The 16121-nt window shown below is 64.7% G+C and carries 14 protein-coding genes; all 14 read left to right on the top strand.

Annotated features, from left to right (window positions below; genetic code table 11):
• The 14 genes from sucD to AC6H0N_RS09190 all read left to right on the top strand — a co-directional run bounded on the left by sucD (nt 1) and on the right by AC6H0N_RS09190 (nt 16106).
• The gene (sucD, locus tag AC6H0N_RS09255) at nt 1-894 is read left to right on the top strand and encodes a succinate--CoA ligase subunit alpha (RefSeq protein ID WP_497573804.1); all 894 of its coding nucleotides are present in this window, start codon (nt 1-3) and stop codon (nt 892-894) included.
• A gap of 133 nt (nt 895-1027) precedes the next feature.
• Entirely contained in the window at nt 1028-1681 is a 654-nt protein-coding gene (locus tag AC6H0N_RS09250) for an FHA domain-containing protein (RefSeq protein WP_497573803.1), read from the top strand.
• 36 nt (nt 1682-1717) lie between these two features.
• A complete protein-coding gene (locus AC6H0N_RS09245) occupies nt 1718-2482 on the top strand; it encodes an MBL fold metallo-hydrolase (protein WP_497573802.1) in 765 nt (254 codons plus the stop codon).
• 61 nt (nt 2483-2543) lie between these two features.
• On the top strand, nt 2544-3233 hold the full coding sequence (gene rpe / locus AC6H0N_RS09240) for a ribulose-phosphate 3-epimerase (protein WP_497573801.1): 690 nt from the start codon (nt 2544-2546) through the stop codon (nt 3231-3233).
• On the top strand, nt 3233-3904 hold the full coding sequence (locus tag AC6H0N_RS09235; protein WP_497573800.1) for a phosphoglycolate phosphatase: 672 nt from the start codon (nt 3233-3235) through the stop codon (nt 3902-3904). Before rpe ends, AC6H0N_RS09235 begins: the two co-directional genes overlap by 1 nt.
• Before the next feature lie 199 nt (nt 3905-4103).
• Nucleotides 4104-5591, top strand: coding sequence for an anthranilate synthase component I (gene trpE, locus AC6H0N_RS09230; protein WP_497573799.1), 1488 nt, complete (start codon nt 4104-4106; stop codon nt 5589-5591).
• A 2-nt stretch (nt 5592-5593) separates the two neighbouring features.
• Complete coding sequence (locus tag AC6H0N_RS09225) at nt 5594-6997, top strand: aspartate aminotransferase family protein (RefSeq protein ID WP_497573798.1); 1404 nt, start codon at nt 5594-5596, stop codon at nt 6995-6997.
• Complete coding sequence (locus tag AC6H0N_RS09220; RefSeq protein WP_497573797.1) at nt 6994-7812, top strand: beta-keto acid cleavage family enzyme; 819 nt, start codon at nt 6994-6996, stop codon at nt 7810-7812. Before AC6H0N_RS09225 ends, AC6H0N_RS09220 begins: the two co-directional genes overlap by 4 nt.
• On the top strand, nt 7809-8639 hold the full coding sequence (locus AC6H0N_RS09215) for a hypothetical protein (protein WP_497573796.1): 831 nt from the start codon (nt 7809-7811) through the stop codon (nt 8637-8639). Before AC6H0N_RS09220 ends, AC6H0N_RS09215 begins: the two co-directional genes overlap by 4 nt.
• Before the next feature lie 32 nt (nt 8640-8671).
• Nucleotides 8672-9853, top strand: a complete 1182-nt coding sequence (locus AC6H0N_RS09210; protein ID WP_497573795.1) for a hypothetical protein — start codon at nt 8672-8674, stop codon at nt 9851-9853.
• 175 nt (nt 9854-10028) lie between these two features.
• A complete protein-coding gene (locus tag AC6H0N_RS09205; protein WP_497573794.1) occupies nt 10029-10604 on the top strand; it encodes an aminodeoxychorismate/anthranilate synthase component II in 576 nt (191 codons plus the stop codon).
• A 20-nt stretch (nt 10605-10624) separates the two neighbouring features.
• The gene (gene trpD / locus AC6H0N_RS09200) at nt 10625-11665 is read left to right on the top strand and encodes an anthranilate phosphoribosyltransferase (RefSeq protein ID WP_497573793.1); all 1041 of its coding nucleotides are present in this window, start codon (nt 10625-10627) and stop codon (nt 11663-11665) included.
• Nucleotides 11662-12459: an indole-3-glycerol phosphate synthase TrpC gene (trpC, locus tag AC6H0N_RS09195; protein ID WP_497573792.1), complete on the top strand. Its 798-nt coding sequence runs from the start codon at nt 11662-11664 to the stop codon at nt 12457-12459. The genes trpD and trpC overlap by 4 nt, the downstream gene beginning before the upstream one ends.
• Complete coding sequence (locus AC6H0N_RS09190; protein WP_497573791.1) at nt 12456-16106, top strand: translocation/assembly module TamB domain-containing protein; 3651 nt, start codon at nt 12456-12458, stop codon at nt 16104-16106. The genes trpC and AC6H0N_RS09190 overlap by 4 nt, the downstream gene beginning before the upstream one ends.
• Nucleotides 16107-16121: the final 15 nt, after the last annotated feature.

Raw genomic sequence — 16121 nt, 5'->3', positions numbered from 1 at the left:
ATGTCGATTCTCATCAACAAGGACACCAAGGTCATCACTCAGGGCATGACCGGCAAGACCGGTCAGTTCCACACCGAGAAGTGCATCGAGTACGCGAACGGCAAGAATTGCTTTGTTGCCGGCGTGAACCCGAAGAAAGCCGGTGAGTCGCTGATGGATGTGCCCATTTTCGCTACCGTGGTCGACGCCAAGTCCGCCACCGGCGCTACTGCCTCGGTGATCTACGTGCCGCCGGCAGGCGCTGCGGCCGCCATCGAAGAAGCCGTCGACGCTGACCTCGATCTGGTGATCTGCATTACCGAAGGCATCCCGGTGCGCGACATGCTGCAACTGCGCAACAAGATGCGCGCCAAGGAAGCCGCCGGTGGCAAGCGTACGCTGCTGATCGGGCCGAACTGCTCTGGCGTCATCACGCCGGAAGAGCTCAAGATCGGCATCATGCCGGGCCACATCCACAAGAAGGGCCGCATCGGTGTCGTGTCGCGTTCGGGCACGCTGACCTATGAATCCGCGTCGCAGCTGTCCGACGTCGGTCTGGGCCAGTCCACCGTGGTCAACATCGGTGGTGACCCGATCAACGGTCTCAAGCACATCGACGTCATGCAGATGTTCAACGACGACCCCGAAACCGACGCCGTCATCATGATCGGCGAGATCGGTGGTCCGGACGAGGCGACTGCAGCCCGTTGGTGCAAGGACAACATGAAGAAGCCGGTGGTTGGCTTCATCGCCGGTGTTACCGCACCCGCAGGCAAGCGCATGGGCCACGCTGGCGCGCTGATCTCGGGCGGCGAAGACACCGCCGACGCCAAGCTGGCAATCATGGAAGAGTCCGGCTTCAAGATCACGCGTGATCCGTCCGTCATGGGCAAGCTGCTGAAGTCGCTGCTGTAAGCTTCAAGCGTCCAGCATCGAAAGCGCCGGCCTCGTCCGGCGCTTTTTTTGTTTACGGCCGGGTTGCCGGTCGCGACGCCGATGCGGATAGAATTCCCTCCATGAAATACTTCACGCTTTCTGCGCGAATCCGATGACCATCGTTCCGCGACTCATCCTCAGCATGGACGGCCTTGTACTGCGCGAGATGGTGCTCGATCGTGAGCGCATCAACATCGGCCGCAAGGGCACCAACGAGATCCAGATCGAGGATCTCGCCATCAGTGGTGAGCACGCCCGCATCACCACCATTCTTGGCGATTCCTTCCTTGAGGACCTCGACAGCACCAACGGAACGAACGTGAATGGCAAACCTGTCACACGCAGGGCGCTGTCGGACGGTGACGTGATTGATCTGGGCAAGTATCGTCTGAAATTCATTGCTGCCAAGATGTCGCAGGACGAAGATGCGAAGCGCTTGCGCGCCTCCGCGGTGGTTCCGCTCGGTGAGCGGGAAGCTCCGCCGAAGCCGCCTCCGGAGAAGCCGCGCAATGCCGTGGTGAAGGTGGTCAGCGGCCCGCATGCCGGGCGCGAAGTGTCGCTGTCGAAGCCGCGCACCATGCTCGGCAGCCCGGGTGGGCAAGTGGTCGCGATCGTTCGCAAGCCCGAGGGTTTCTGTCTGGTTGCCGTGGAAGGAGAGCGCCCGGCCGTCAACGGCGAGGTGATTCGCGAGGAAGGGCTCGAACTCATCGACAAGGCTGTGTTCGAGTTGTCAGGGGTACGGATGGAGTTCGAGCTTCGCGACTAGGGTTTCCCGTTCGCGAAGCGACGGGCCGGAGAGATCATGAAACTGGAGGTGCTCGGTTGCAGTGGCGGGATCGGTGGCGATGCACGCCGCACCACGTCGTTTCTGATTGACGACGATATCCTGCTCGATTGCGGCACCGGTGTTGGTGATCTGTCGCTGGATGCGCTTGCGCGTATCGATCACGTATTTCTGACTCACGCGCATTTCGACCACGTTGCCTTCCTGCCCCTGCTGGCGGATTCGGTTTCCGAACTGCGCCGTTCCCCGATTATCGTGCACGGCCTCGCAGGCACCCTGGAGGCTTTGAGAACGCACGTCTTCAACGGAACGATGTGGCCTGATTTCACTGCCTTGCCACGTCACGCTCCCGTCTTGACTCTGCGAGAGGTGGCTGTGGGGGCGTGCATCAGCATCGGCGCGCGGCGCCTGACGGCATTGCCTGCCTTCCATAGCGTGCCCGCCCTGGCCTGGTGTCTGGACAGCGGAGGCGGCAGGTTGGTGTTCAGCGGCGACACGCGGTTTGAATATGGCTTCGTCGCTGCACTCAACGCGCTGGGGCCGGTGAATCACCTGCTGGTTGAAACCGCGTTTGCCGACGAACAGCATCAGCTTGCACGTGACTCCAGTCACTTGTGTCCGCAGTCGCTGCGACGCCTGCTGGATGCGGTCGAAGGGAATCCGCAGGTACACGTTAGCCATCTCAAGCCGGGGCTCGAATCGCGCATTGCGGGGCAGATCGACGTCGGCGCCGGGCGTTTGCGGCCAAAGGTCCTGCAGCGTGGAGACGTGCTGGAGTTCTGAGTCGGGTCGGGCGAGGGATGCGGTAGAATCGCGGCTCTCCAGGGAACCGAGGAATTCACAGATGTTCCGCATCGCACCCAGCCTTCTTTCCGCCGATTTCGCGCGTCTGGGCGAAGAGGTCCGCGACGTCGTCGCATCCGGCGCCGACTGGATTCACTTCGACGTGATGGACAACCACTACGTGCCGAATCTCACCATCGGCCCGCTGGTGTGTGAGGCCATTCGTCCGCATACCACCGCGCCGATCGACGTGCATCTGATGGTTCGCCCGGTCGATCGCATCATTCCGGATTTCGCCAAGGCGGGCGCCAACGTCATCACCTTTCATCCGGAAGCGTCTGATCACGTTGACCGCAGCCTCGCACTGATCCGCGACCACGGCTGCCAGGCCGGCCTGGTCTTCAATCCGGCCACGCCGCTGCACTATCTCGACCACGTCATGGACCGCGTCGACATCGTGCTGCTGATGAGCGTGAACCCCGGCTTCGGCGGGCAGAAATTCATCCCCGGAACGCTCGCCAAACTGCGCGAAACACGAGCGCGGCTCGATGCCTACGAGCGCGAGAGCGGCCGGCGCATCCTGCTGGAAGTCGATGGCGGCGTGAAGACCGACAACATCGCCGAGATTGCCCGGGCCGGGGCCGATACCTTCGTTGCCGGATCAGCCGTGTTCGGCGCCGCATCGGCGGCCGATCCGAACCGCTACGACAGCGTGATCTCAGGGCTGCGTGCCGAACTGGCCAAGGCCTGATGAGCGGGGTGAAGTTCGCTGTCGATGCCGTGCTGTTCGATCTCGACGGCACGCTGGTCGATTCGCTGCCGGACATCGCGAATTCGGCCAATCGCATGCTGGCCGAACTCGATCGCCCGCAGCGCGACATTGCCCAGATCCGCCGTTTCGTCGGCAAGGGCATCCCCAACCTGGTGACGCGCTGCATGACCGAAGGCGCACAGGCTAATCAGGCCGAGATCGAGGCCGCAATTGCGGTGTTTCGTCGCCACTACGCCGGCCTCAACGGTCAGCACGCTGTCGTGTATCCGGCCGTGCACGACACGCTCACGCAGATGCGCGCGATGGGGCTGAAGCTCGCCTGCGTCACCAACAAGGCCGAAGCCTTCACGCTGCCGCTGCTCGACAAGCTCGATCTCACGCGCTATTTCGATGCTGTGGTGAGCGGCGATACGCTGCCGGTGAAGAAGCCCGATCCGGCCATGCTGCGGCATGCCTGTGAGCTGCTCGGCGCGCAGCACGCGCTGATGGTTGGCGACTCCGTCAACGACGCCGCCGCGGCACGCGCGGCAGGCCTGCCAGTGCTGCTCGTAACCTATGGCTATAGCGAGGGAGTGCCGGTGGACACCATTGAATGCGATGGGCTACTATCGAGCGCATCCGACGCGCTTGCCCGCATCCAGCGCGCATAGCGGCGGATTTCCGATCACATATCGATTCTTACATCGTGACTCTCAGCCAACGGGATCTTTACGGGAATGACGTGCTCCGCGCGACCGGCAACGGCAGCCGGTGGTGCTGGCGCTGGCCTGCCGGCCACTGAACTGACGCGTCTTCTGCGGGCCCGCGCCCGCCACCCCGTACCCGTACCAACGTGCTTGTGGAGTCCCCATGCTTGAGCAGGAATTCAACCGTCTCGCCACCGAGGGTTACAACCGTATCCCGGTCACGCTCGAGACCTTCGCCGACCTCGACACGCCGCTGTCGATCTACCTGAAACTGGCCAACGCGCCGCGCACCTATCTGCTCGAGTCCGTGCAGGGCGGTGAGCGTTTCGGCCGCTATTCCATCATCGGCCTGGCGGCCAATACACGCATCGAAGTGCGCGAGAACGCCGTCAAGGTGATCGACGGCGAGACCGTCGTCGAGGCCGTAGAGAGCCGCGATCCGCTGGCCTTCATCGCTGATTTCATGACTGCCATCCGGGTGCCGCCGCGCGACGGTCTGCCGCGTTTTGCGGGCGGGCTGGTGGGCTGTTTCGGCTACGACACGGTGCGCTACATCGAGCCGCGCCTGGGCCCCAGCCGCGCGCCGGATGCGCTTGGCACACCCGACATCGTGCTGCTGTTGTCCGAGGAAATCGCCATCGTCGACAATCTCTCCGGCAAGCTCACGCTGGTCGTGTATGCCGATCCGTCGGTGGAGGGGGCCTACGCCGCCGCGCAGACCCGGCTGGCGCAACTCGTCGTGCGCTTGCGTGAACCGGCCGCGATTCCGGCCGACGTGCGCGGGGAGTCTACGCCGGCGGTTTCGAGCTTTGGCGAAGAAGGCTTCAAGGATGCCGTGCGTCGCGCCAAGCAGTACATCGTCGATGGCGACATCATGCAGGTCGTGCTGTCGCAGCGCATGAGCAAGCCTTTTGCGGCCAGCCCGCTGGCGCTGTACCGCGCGATCCGCTCGCTCAATCCGTCGCCCTACATGTTCTATTTCGACTTTGGCGATTTTCACGTCGTTGGCGCATCGCCCGAGATTCTGGTGCGGCTCGACGACGAGACCGGTGATCGTCGTGTCACCGTGCGTCCCATCGCCGGCACGCGCAAGCGCGGCGTCACGCCCGAGCAGGATCTGGCGCTGGAGCGCGAGCTTCTGGCCGACCAGAAGGAACTCGCCGAGCACCTGCAGTTGCTCGACCTGGGCCGCAACGACGCGGGCCGTGTGGCCGAGATCGGCACGGTCAAGGTCACCGAGAGTTTCACCATCGAGCGCTATTCGCACGTAATGCACATCGTCTCCAACGTCGAAGGCCGTCTGCGCAAGGGTCTGGATGCCATGGCGGTGCTGCGCGCCACCTTTCCGGCTGGCACGGTGTCCGGCGCGCCCAAGGTGCGCGCGATGGAGATCATCGACGAGATGGAGCCGGTCAAGCGCGGCATCTATTCCGGCTCCGTCGGCTATCTCGGTTTTCACGGTGAGATGGACATCGCCATCGCAATCCGTACGGCAGTGGTCAAGGACGGCAACATTCACGTGCAGGCCGGTGCCGGCATCGTTGCCGATTCGGATCCTGATGCCGAATGGCAAGAAACGCAGAGCAAGGCGCGAGCCATGCTCCGGGCGGCCGAAATGGCCGAGGCGGGACTCGACACGCGGACGGACTGAGCATGGTCGAACCGGCACAGCGCAGACGCAAGGGCGCCTCCTTTGAACCGGAGGTGAACGACGATACCCACGTCTTTTACCGCAACCCGTTCAGCTATTACCCGACCGTGGTGCGCGGGGATGGCGCCTACCTGTTCGACGAGCATGGCAAGCGCTATCTCGACGCTTGTGGCGGCGCCGTGGTGTCGTCGCTCGGCCATTCCGTGCCGGAAGTGGTCGCGGCGATGAAGGCGCAGCTCGACCAGGTCGAGTTCGCCCACACCAGCCAGTTCACCAACCCTGCGCAGGAAGAGCTTGCCAAGATGCTCACCGACCGCGCGCCGGGCGGGCTGAACCACGCCTATTTCGTGTCGGGCGGCTCGGAGGCGGTCGAGTCGGCGATGAAGCTCGCGCGCGCCTATTGGGTGCAGATGGGCCGGCCCGACAAGTGGATGGTGATCGGCCGCGACCAGAGCTACCACGGCAACACGCTGGGTGCGCTGGCGGCTGGTGGCAACCGCTGGAGAAGGGCGATCTACGAGCCCATGCTGTTCAAGGCGCCGCGTGTCGCCCCGTGTTTCTGCTACCGCTGCCCGTTCGACAAGCAGCCCGAATCCTGTGGCATCGAGTGCGCCGAAGATCTCGAACGCGCCATCCTCGAAGCCGGCCCCGAGAAGGTTGCGGCCTTCATCGCCGAGCCTATCGTCGGCGCCACCGCCGGCGCGCTGGTGCCGCATCCGGACTACTTTCGCCGGGTGCGCGAGATCTGCGACAAATACGACGTGCTGTTCATCGCCGACGAGGTGATGACCGGCCTCGGGCGTTGCGGCTCGTGGTACGCCATTCGTCAGTTCGGCGTGGTGCCGGACATGTTGTGTCTGGCCAAGGGGCTGGCTGCCGGCTTTGTGCCGATCGGCGCGACACTGGTGCACGACCGCATCGTTGATACCTTCAGCAGCCGCCGCCACATCTTCCAGCACGGCCATACCTACATGGGCCACCCCCTGGCGGCTGCGGCTGGTGTTGCGGTGATCAAGTACATCGATGAGAACAAGTTGATTGAGCGCAGCCGCCGCCTTGGCGAGGAGCTGCTCGAACGCTTGCGCGAGGCGCTGGGCGAGCACCCGAACGTCGGCGACATACGCGGGCGCGGGCTGTTTGTCGGCATCGAGTTCGTCGCTGACCGGGACAGCAGAACGCCGTTCGAGCCCGAACTGGCCTTCCACCGCGTGCTGCGCGAAACCGCTTTCCGCAAGGGGCTGGTGATCTACCCGATGGGCGGCACCATCGACGGCCGGCGCGGCGACCACACGCTGATCGCGCCGCCGTTTGTCATTACCCGCGCCCAGCTCGGCCGCCTAGTCGAACTGCTGGTGCAGTCCATTGACGCCACCGTGGCGCAGCTCGTACCGAAGGTGGGCGCATGAACATGCCGGTCTCGATCACCGTCGCGCCCAACGGTGCGCGGCGCGGCAAGGTCGACCACCATGCCATTCCGCTGACGCCGGCCGAGATTGCCGCCGAGGCGCGCGCTTGCCGCGAGGCCGGGGCCGCGATTCTCCATCTGCATGTGAGGGGCGCGGACGCCCGCCACAGCCTGGATGTGGGCCTGTACCGCGAGGCCACCGCCGCCGTGCGCGAGGTCTGCGACCTGGTGATCCAGCCCACGACTGAGCGCGTCGGCGTGTTCGCGCCGGCCGACATGATGCGGGTGGGATGCGAACTCGCGCCCGAGATGATGTCGGTGAACCTCTCCGAATTGCTCGGTGAGGGTTCTGAAACGGAAAGCGCAGCCGCGCGAGACTTCCTCGACGAATTGCATGCACTCGGCACCGTTCCGCAGTACATCGTCTACAACCACGCCGAGCTGGCCACCTTGCGCGACTGGCACACGCGTGGCTGGCTGCCTCAGGCGCAGCCGTTTTTGCTACTGGTGCTGGGCCGTTACAGCGGCAGCGTCAGCCGCCCGGCCGACATCCTGGCGTACCTGCCCGAGCTGCCCGCGAGCTGGCCCTGGGGCCTGTGCGCCTTCGGCCCGCCCGAGCTGGCCTGCAATGTGCAGGCTGCGCTAGCCGGCGGGCATTGCCGTGTCGGCTTCGAGAACAACATCGTTTCCGCGCACGGCCAGCCGCTCTCGGACAACGCCGAACAAGTCGGGCGTTTGGCGGGGGTGCTCGATACCCTCGGCGTCGCCGTCGCCACGCCGGACGAAGTCCGGCGCGCTTTCGGCTGCGTCGTTTGAGCAAGTTGCATGTGCACATCGTGACCGAAGCGGAGGGCCCGCTGCCACGCCGGAGCCTGCTGGGGCATTGGGCGCGAGCCTGGGTGGAGAGTGGCGTACGCGTGACCATCGGCCCAACGGCTCAGCTTGAGGCCGACATAGGCATCATGCATGTCGATCTGACCAACGTGCCGCTCGAATGCATCCCGCTCAACCCGCAGGGCAGGCCGCTGCTCAACGAGAACGTGCGGGATATCTCCAAAAGGCGTATCAGCAACAACCTGCTCACGCCCGAGTGCGACCACGGTGGCCCCGTGATCGTCAAGACGGATGCGAACTGTTTCGGCTCCCGCGAGTTTTCCCAGCTGTCGCGCTTCGATTCACGCCGCACGCGCCGCAAGCTGGCGAAGTACCTGCCGTGGCAGTACATGCGCGAGCTGCCGAGTGGCACCTATCCTGTGCTCGACAGCCTGAGCGCGGTGCCGGCCTGGGTATGGGCGCGCGGCGATCTGGTGGTCGAGCGGTTTATGCCCGAGATTGAGGAAGGGAACTACATCCTCCGCTCGTGGCTGTTTTTCGGCGACCAGGACTACGTCGTGAAGATGCGGGGTTCCAAGCCTGTGGTGAAGGCCGGCAATGTGATGGGTCATGAGGTTCTTGCTGAAGTGCCGCAATCCTTGCGCGATCTGCGAAGCACGATGGACATGGACCTGGGCAAATTTGATTACGTCGAAGTGGATGGCCGTGCGGTGCTGATCGACGCCAACAAAACCCCGACTGTGGCCAGCAAGGCTCCGGGGCCGCGTTTGATGGCTATTGGCGATGCCTTTCGGAGCTACCTTCGGTGAGCGCGCGAAAACTCTCCCACCTGGCACCGTGCATGACGCTGTCTGCCATCTTCCCGGCGCGTACTGCGCTGTGCCTGAAGGCTGAGACAAGCACCATGCGGTGGGTGGATGGTTTTGACGATCGCCGTATCGATTCGGTGTCCGGTTCGGTCCTTTCCATCCGTGGGGCAGCGCCGGTGATCTGTCATGAGAATGCGGTTACGCCGGAAATTCGGCGGATGCAGCTTCTGGCTGGAATCGATCCGCAGGGTGACTTGCTGACGTATCGCACGGCGGATGAAGCGGTGGTTCGTGCGCGCGAGTTGGCGCTCGGGGGCTATCGCTTGGCTTACACCTATCCCCCGTCGAGGGTGATTCTGGAGCGCTGTGATCCGGTAGTGCCCGTCTCGCTGTACGACTGGCTGAACGACAAGAGCAACATCAACGCGCTCTGTCATCCGGATTGCTTGCCGCCACACGTCCATCTCACCCCCGAGCGCGCGGACGAGTTGATCGACGTGCTGCCCGGACAAAGCGTATTCGTAAAGTTGTGTCACCCAGGGGTTGGCGGGGGCGGGGCGGATGTCTTCCATTGCCCCGATGAGCCTGCGCGCCTTCGTCTTAGAGGGTGGCTAGATTCGCGCCCTGATGGCTGGAGCGGGCTGAGGGTCGAACAAGAGATTGATTTGCGCGCGTGCTGGTGCCTGAATATCGCAGTGACCTCGAGCACCGAGCATTACCTTGGCGCTGCCACGCAACTTTTTTCCGAGCCGGCCAAACAGTCCGGAAGCCTCATCGACCCGGCGAGCCAGCCTGGCAGCGAAGCTTGTGAAGTGGCTATGAACATTGCCCGAGCTGCTCGCAGACTGGGGTTTGTGGGCGTATGTGGTCTGGATGTCGGTGAAACGCAGGACGGCAAGCCTTACGTGTTCGACCTGAATTTTCGCTTGGCAGCAAGCACCGAACAGGTGATGTTCCACGGCAGCGCTACAGCGCGGATCGGGGCGCGAGTCTCGCAGTCGTGGCGTGCCATATTGCCGTCTCCGCTGGGCCCTGTGCTGCAGCGCCTGGAGGGGCTGATTGCTATCGGCTGCTTCATTCCGTTCAGAATGTATGACCGGACCGAGGCCGACGGCGATGTCAGCCGTGTCGCCGGAATCCTCTTGGGAAACGACGTCGATCAAGTTGCGGAGCAGGCGGACGCGTTGACGACGGCGATCAGCGATTTGGTCTGAAGCCGGGGATTTCAGTCGGCGTCACCAGTGAACTCGGCGACAATATCGACTGCGGCACGCTCGCTCGGGCGCGGGCTCGCAGTCAAGACTTCATCGTCCTTGACCGCCAGAAAGTGCGGTTATCGGATGAGAGCTAGGGCGGCGAATGCCAGTAAATTGAAGGAGTACGACCAGCATGTTGCTGATGATCGACAACTACGACAGCTTCACCTACAACCTCGTGCAGTACTTCGGCGAGCTCGGTGCCGATGTGCGCGTGTTTCGCAATGACGAGATTGATTTGACCGGCATTGCGCAGCTCGCACCCGATCAGCTCGTGATCTCGCCGGGGCCGTGTTCGCCGGCCGAAGCCGGCATTTCAGTGGCGGCGATTCGCGAGTTCGCGGGCAAAATTCCGTTGCTCGGCGTGTGCTTGGGGCACCAAGGCATCGGCGCGGCGTTTGGCGGGAAGATCGTGCATGCCAAGAAGCTCATGCACGGCAAGACGTCGCCGGTGCATCACAACAATGTTGGCGTATTCCGAGGCTTGCCCAACCCGCTGACCTGCACGCGCTATCACTCGCTGGCGATCGAGCGCGAGAGCCTGCCTGACTGCCTGGAGATCACGGCCTGGACCGACGACGGCGAGATCATGGGCGTGCGTCATAAGACGCTGGCGGTGGAAGGCGTGCAGTTCCACCCCGAATCGATCCTGACCGAGGGCGGTCACGGACTGCTCAAGAATTTTCTGGACGAACACGTCCCGGCCTGATTGTTTGAAGGACTGAAACCATGACGATCACCGCGCAGGAAGCCCTGCAACGCACCATCGATCACCGCGAGATCTTCTTTGACGAGATGCTGTCTCTGATGCGCCAGATCATGGCCGGGGAGATTTCCCCGGTGATGAGCGCCGCCATCCTGACCGGCCTGCGCGTCAAGAAGGAAACCATCGGCGAGATCACCGCTGCGGCCACCGTGATGCGCGAGATGTCGACCAAGGTCGTCGTGCCGCCGCCGCACGATCACTTCCTCGACGTGGTCGGCACCGGCGGAGACGGCTCGCAGACTTTCAATGTCTCGACTGCCACCATCTTCGTCGCCGCTGCAGCCGGTGCGCGTGTCGCCAAGCATGGCGGGCGCAGCGTGTCGTCCAAGTCCGGCGCGGCAGATGTGCTCGAGGCGCTGGGCGCCAATCTGGCGCTGTCGCCGGAGCAGGTCGCGGCCTGCGTGGAGGAGCTTGGCGTGGGCTTCATGTTCGCGCCAAACCACCACAGCGCGATGAAGAATGTCGCGCCGGTGCGCCGCGAAATGGGCGTGCGCACCATCTTCAATATCCTCGGTCCGCTGACCAATCCGGCCGGCGCGCCGAACACGCTGATGGGCGTGTTCCATGTTGATCTGGTCGGCATCCAGGTGCGCGTGATGCAGCGTCTGGGCGCCAATCACGTGCTGGTCGTGCATGGTCTGGACGGCATGGATGAGGTCAGCCTCGGTGCTTCCACCCGTGTCGGCGAGCTGAAGAACGGCGAGGTGACCGAGTACGAGATCCATCCCGAGGATTTCGGCCTGGCGATGGCCGGCACGCGCAACCTGCAGGTCGCTGACGCCGATGCTTCGCGAGAGATGTTGCTTGGCGCGCTGGAGAACCGCGCAGGCCCGGCGCGCGAGATCGTCGTCTTCAATGCCGGTGTCGCGCTGTACACGGCCAACCTCGTGCCCGACATCGGCGCCGGCATTGCGCGTGCACGTGAAGTGCTGGCCAGCGGCGCGGCACGTGCCAAGCTCGACGCCTTCGTGCGTTTCACCCAATCCTGCAAGGCCTCCGCATGAGCGACATCCTCGAACGCATCCTGTCAGTCAAACGCGAGGAGGTCGCCCACGGCAAAACCAGCATCTCCTTGGCGCAGCAGCGCAGTCTGGCCGAGGTCGCAGCATCGGTACGCGGATTCGTGGCGGCGATGCGCGCGAAGCTTGCCGCAGGCGATTCGGCAGTGATCGCCGAGATCAAGAAGGCCAGCCCCTCCAAGGGCGTGATCCGCGCCAATTTCCGCCCGGCCGAAATCGCCGCGTCCTACGAAGCGGCCGGCGCCGCATGCCTGTCGGTACTGACCGACCGCGACTTCTTCCAGGGGGCGCCGGAGTATCTGCAGGCGGCTCGCGCGGCTTGCGCCTTGCCGGTGTTGCGCAAGGATTTTCTCGTCGACGTGTGGCAGGTGTACGAGGCACGCGCGATGGGCGCGGACGCCATCCTGCTCATCGCGGCCGCGCTGAGCCTGGCCGAAATGCAGGAGTTCGAAGGCGTTGCGCACGAGCTGGGCATGGGCGTGCTGGTTGAAGTGCACAACGCTGCGGAACTCGAACAGGCCTTGCAGCTGTCTACTCCCCTCATGGGCATCAACAACCGCAACCTGCGCACCTTCGACGTGAGTCTCGCCACTACCCTCGATCTGCTTGACCGCATCCCGGACGACCGCATCGTCGTTACCGAATCCGGCATTCTTGCGCCGGCTGACGTGGCACACATGCGTTCACATGATGTGCATGCCTTTCTCGTGGGCGAAGCCTTCATGCGCGCGCCCGATCCCGGCGCGGCGCTGCGTGGGCTATTCGGCCGGGGAGAATGACGGCGGAAGAGAACACCAAGAGTACTGGTGGCCTGCGACGCATTCTTCTGGCGACGCTTGCCACCGTAGTCGTTCTGCCTCTGCTGTTTTCAAGCTGGCTGCTGGCGACAGAAGCCGGAGCGCGCTTGGCGTTCGATGCGGCGCGACGCTTGAGTGGCGTCAGCGTGGTCGCCGAGGGCGTGTCCGGGCGGCTTCTCGGGCCGCTGACGGTCGATTCGCTCTACGTCTCAACCACTGATCTGCGTATCGAGGCTGCTTCGCTCGAGCTCGACTGGCGTCTGCTGAGCTTGCTCGGCGGCCGTCTGCACGTCGACCAGCTCAAGCTCGACACCCTTCGCGTCGCAACGCGGCCGTCTGCTGACGAGCCCGCCAGCCCACCGCAGATGCCACAGATTTCTCTGCCCTTTGTCGTCGATGCCGAAGTGACGGTGGGGCGTGTTCTGATCGAAAGCTGGGGTGAGGACGGCAGCGCACCGCTGGCCTTTTCCGACATCAGCGCGAGGCTTTCCGGAGACGATGGCGTTCAAAGGGTCGACGCGCTGCAGCTGACTTCGCCGTGGGGCGAGGCCACGCTGCGCGGCAGCCTCGACACCGGCGTGTTTCCGCATGGCGTAACGGCCGACGGCACCGCGCGGGCCGTGCTCGACGGCCGTGAATTCATCCTGTCGTATGGCGTGACGGGCGACCTCGAACGGCTCGAGTTGCGTGCGGATGCTGCGGGTGAAAGCCTTGCCGGTGACCTTCAAGCGCAGATCGCCCCGTTTGAGGCCTTGCCCCTGCTCGGCACTCGTCTGGCCTTGCAGGGGTTCGACCCGGCGGCCTTCGTGCCGGGCGCGCCGTCGGCAATGCTGGCCATCGACGCCTTGCTGGCGAACGTCGCCGACGGGGTGCTGGAAGGCGAACTCGCGTTGCGCAACGAGCAGCCGATGCGGGTGGACGAAGGCGGTCTGCCGTTCGAATCGCTGAGCACACGGGTGCGCGCGTCGTTGCAACAAGTCTCCTTGAGCAATGTGGACGTGGGCTTGGTTGGCAGCGGTCGCCTGTCGGGTGAGGCCGAGCTTCGTTCGCCCGCCGAACTGCAACCGCTGTCCGGCTCCGCCACCCTGGTCGCATCGGACATCAACCCTGCGCGCCTGCACAGCCTGGCGCCGCAAGGTGACGTGGGCGCGGATGTGCAGGTGGCCTTCACCGACCCGGATCGCCTACAACTGAAGTTCAAGTTTGCTGAAAGCCGCCTGTTTGATATAGCGCTGGGCGGGGAAGGCCACCTGCGCGTCGAGGGCACGCGGGTGCCCGAAGCCGATCTGCGTCTGACGCTTGGCGCCAGCAAGTTGAGCGCGGTGGGAGCATGGGGCGCGCCGGGCGATGCGCTGGACGTGAAGCTGGTGGCCCGCCGGCTTGACCGCCTTGGTCTGGGGCTGGCCGGCAACGTGAATCTCGACGCAAACCTGAGTGGGACCCTCGAGGCGCCGGCCGGGCGATTTGACCTGCGCGGTGACGCGCTGCGGCTGCCGGCTGACGTCAGCATCGCGCGCATTTCTGCCTCGGGCGCTGCCGAAGCGGGCATCGACGGGCCGGTCGAACTGAACATTGATGTTGCCGGCGTGGGCGGTGGCGAAGACGCGCGTTGGGTGGAACGCCTGCGCGCATCCATCCGCGGTACCCGGCTCGCGCATGTGCTCGATGTGGACGCGACCACCCCCGAGGGCGATCGATTGCAACTTGGTCTTGAGGGAGGTCAGCCTGACAGCCAGACAATGGCCTGGACGGGCCGCTTGCAAAGTCTGCAACTCGAAGGCCGTCTGCCGTTGCGGCTCGAAGCGCCCGCCGCCCTGAGCCTGTCGCCCGAGCGCGTCGAGCTTGCACCAGCGCGCTTGCAGGCCGGCGAGGAAGGCCGCGTGGTGCTCGACGAAACCGTGTGGTCGCCTGAGCTCACCCGGCTGGTCGGACACCTCACCGGGCTGGCGGTGATCGAGCCGGGACGGCGCGGTGCACGGGGGCCGGGGCCGCTCACGCTCGGCGCGGAATGGGAGATCGAATTGACGGATCAGGCCGACGGCCGCTTGCGTGTGTTCCGCGAATCCGGCGACATCTCGGTCCCCGGCGAGCTGAGTGCGCGTATTGGTCTCGAGCACCTGGAGGCCGTGGTTGTGGCGTCGGGCGAGCGTTTGGCGGCCTCGCTGGATGCGCGTGGCACCCAGATCGGCACCGTCAGCGGCTCCGCTACCGCGCTGCTGGCGCGCAACGAGGCGGGCGCCTGGGGTTTGGCGCGCGATGCCGATTTGCTCGGTTCAGTGCGCTTCGACATGCCGTCGATCGCCTGGCTGTCGCGTCTCATGCAGGAGGAAACGGTGCTGGACGGCGCCTTGCGCGCCGAGTTCTCGGTCACGGGCACGCCGGCCGAGCCGGTGGCCACCGGACGCATCACCGGCGAAGGGCTGTCGATGGTGCTGGTCGAGCACGGCGTGCAGCTGTCCGGTGGCGAGCTGCTGGCCGAATTCGATCGCAACCGTCTGTATCTGCGCAAACTGGATTTTGTTTCGCCGAATCGCGTGCGTCCTGCTGATCGACGTGTTCCGTTTGAAGAGCTGACGCGGGAGCCGGGCCGCCTGACCTCGTCCGGCGAAATCGCCCTGGAAACGGGTGAAGGGCAGTTCAGCTTCGAGGCCGATCGGCTGCCCATCCTGCAGCGCAACGACCGCTGGTTGATCATGTCCGGTTCCGGCTCGGCCACCAGCACCTGGACGTCCCTCGATATCCAGGCGGATTTCCGGGCGGATGCCGGCTACATCGAGTTCGCTGAATCGCCCCCGCCGAGCCTGTCGGATGATGTGGTGATTCTCGGGACCGAGGAGAAGGCCGATGGTGAGGGCATGCAACTCAGCGCCGATGTGCGGGTGTCCCTGGGCGACGCGCTGTATCTGTCGGCGCTCGGGCTGGATACCCGGCTCGCCGGAGATCTGCAGTTGCAGTTGCGGCCCGGCGAGGCCCTGTCGGCGACCGGCAGCATCGCTACCGTCGGCGGCGTCTATCGCGGCTATGGTCAGAGCCTGACGATCGAGCGTGGTGTGATCAACTTCCAGGGAGCGCTCGACAATCCGGGCCTGAACGTTGTCGCGCTGCGCAAGGGCCTGGCGGTGGAGGCGGGGGTGGCCGTTACCGGCAGCGCGCGGCGCCCGCAGGTGCGGCTGGTGTCCCAGCCCGATGTGCCGGACGCCGAGAAGCTTTCATGGATCGTGCTGGGGCGTGCGCCGAGCGCGGGCGGTGGTGCCGATCTGGGCCTGTTGCTGCCTGCCGCACAAGCCCTGCTGGGCGGCCCCGGAGGCGGCATGACGGAGCAACTGTCGCGCAGCTTGGGCTTTGACGAGCTCGGCATTGGCCAGTCGGCCGCGGGTGTCGGACGGGTACAGACCAGCCGCGTGGTAGGTAGCGGCACCACCGTGACCGGCGAGGGTGAGCTGACCGGCCAGGTGCTGACGCTGGGCAAGCGTCTTGGGGATGACCTGAGCGTATCCTTCGAGCAGAGTCTGAGCGGGGCCGAGAGCCTGGTGCTGTTGACCTACCAGCTGACGCGGCGCGTGTCGGTTGTCGCGCGCGGCGGCAGCGACAATGCGGCCGATATCTATTACACAATCAGTTTCCGCTGAACCGCGGGGGAACAG

The sequence above is a fragment of the Pseudazoarcus sp. NS34 genome, from assembly GCF_059703725.1.
The sequence above is the reverse complement of the archived record's forward strand: the minus strand, read 5'-3'. Positions and strand labels throughout refer to the sequence as shown.

Bases quoted from the DNA above. Each gene is read 5' to 3' on its own strand.
- sucD (WP_497573804.1), top strand. From the start codon at position 1: ATGTCGATTCTCATCAACAAGGACACCAAGGTCATCACTCAGGGCATG.
- AC6H0N_RS09250 (WP_497573803.1), top strand. From the start codon at position 1,028: ATGACCATCGTTCCGCGACTCATCCTCAGCATGGACGGCCTTGTACTG.
- AC6H0N_RS09245 (WP_497573802.1), top strand. From the start codon at position 1,718: ATGAAACTGGAGGTGCTCGGTTGCAGTGGCGGGATCGGTGGCGATGCA.
- rpe (WP_497573801.1), top strand. From the start codon at position 2,544: ATGTTCCGCATCGCACCCAGCCTTCTTTCCGCCGATTTCGCGCGTCTG.
- AC6H0N_RS09235 (WP_497573800.1), top strand. From the start codon at position 3,233: ATGAGCGGGGTGAAGTTCGCTGTCGATGCCGTGCTGTTCGATCTCGAC.
- trpE (WP_497573799.1), top strand. From the start codon at position 4,104: ATGCTTGAGCAGGAATTCAACCGTCTCGCCACCGAGGGTTACAACCGT.
- AC6H0N_RS09225 (WP_497573798.1), top strand. From the start codon at position 5,594: ATGGTCGAACCGGCACAGCGCAGACGCAAGGGCGCCTCCTTTGAACCG.
- AC6H0N_RS09220 (WP_497573797.1), top strand. From the start codon at position 6,994: ATGAACATGCCGGTCTCGATCACCGTCGCGCCCAACGGTGCGCGGCGC.
- AC6H0N_RS09210 (WP_497573795.1), top strand. From the start codon at position 8,672: ATGACGCTGTCTGCCATCTTCCCGGCGCGTACTGCGCTGTGCCTGAAG.
- AC6H0N_RS09205 (WP_497573794.1), top strand. From the start codon at position 10,029: ATGTTGCTGATGATCGACAACTACGACAGCTTCACCTACAACCTCGTG.
- trpD (WP_497573793.1), top strand. From the start codon at position 10,625: ATGACGATCACCGCGCAGGAAGCCCTGCAACGCACCATCGATCACCGC.
- trpC (WP_497573792.1), top strand. From the start codon at position 11,662: ATGAGCGACATCCTCGAACGCATCCTGTCAGTCAAACGCGAGGAGGTC.
- AC6H0N_RS09190 (WP_497573791.1), top strand. From the start codon at position 12,456: ATGACGGCGGAAGAGAACACCAAGAGTACTGGTGGCCTGCGACGCATT.